The organism is Staphylococcus sp. EG-SA-2 (assembly GCF_017152085.1).
In genome coordinates this window covers 1-983 of sequence record NZ_JACYHC010000912.1, presented here as the reverse complement: position 1 = coordinate 983, position 983 = coordinate 1, and the positions used below count along the sequence as shown (strand labels likewise).

1 protein-coding gene is annotated in these 983 nt (G+C 33.5%); it reads left to right on the top strand.

The window, feature by feature from the left end; translation table 11 throughout:
* A partial coding sequence (locus IDG60_RS16135; protein ID WP_274611445.1) for a polysaccharide lyase family 8 super-sandwich domain-containing protein occupies positions 1-983 on the top strand: 983 nt, incomplete at both ends.

Genomic DNA, 983 nt, shown 5'->3' with positions numbered 1-983 from the left:
GTTAAATCTGATTCAAGTTACGGCCAAAATGATACATTAAGCTCTTATTCGGATATAAGCAAAATGAAGTCTTTAATGGAAGACAGCACTATTTCTACTAACGGTTTAACACAACAACTTAAAATATATAATGACATGGATCGTGTCACCTATCACAATAAAGACTTAGACTTTGCATTTGGTTTAAGTATGACGTCGAAAAACGTCGCACGTTACGAAAGTATCAACGGAGAGAACTTAAAAGGTTGGCACACTGGTGCTGGAATGTCTTATTTATACAATAGCGATGTGAAACACTACCGTGATAACTTCTGGGCGACAGCTGATATGAAACGTTTAGCAGGTACAACAACTTTAGAAAATGAAGAACCTAAAGGTACGGATGTTAAAAAGTCGAGTAAAACTTTTGTAGGCGGAACAAAATTCGATGACCAACATGCTAGTATCGGAATGGATTTTGAAAATCAGGACAAAACTTTAACTGCCAAAAAATCATATTTCATATTAAACGATAAAATTGTCTTCTTAGGAACTGGCATTAAAAGTACTGATTCATCAAAGAATCCAGTTACAACGATTGAAAATCGCAAAGCGAATGGGTATACGTTATATACAGACGATAAACAAACAACCGCTTCCGATAATCAGGGAACCAATTCCGTCTTTTTAGAGTCAACCAATAAACCTAAAAACAATATAGGCTATCATTTTTTAAACGAATCGAAAATAACTGTAAAAAAAGAAAGTCATACTGGTAAGTGGAGTGATATAAATAAAAGTCAAAAGCAAGACAGTAAAACTAATCAATATTATGAAGTAACTCAAAAGCATTCTAATACAGATAGTAAATATGCATATGTGTTGTATCCAGGCTTATCTAAAGATGACTTTAATACAAAAAAAGATAAAGTAACTGTCGTTAAACAAGATGATGACTTCCACGTTGTGAAAGATAATGAATCGGTTTGGGCTGGTGTTAATTA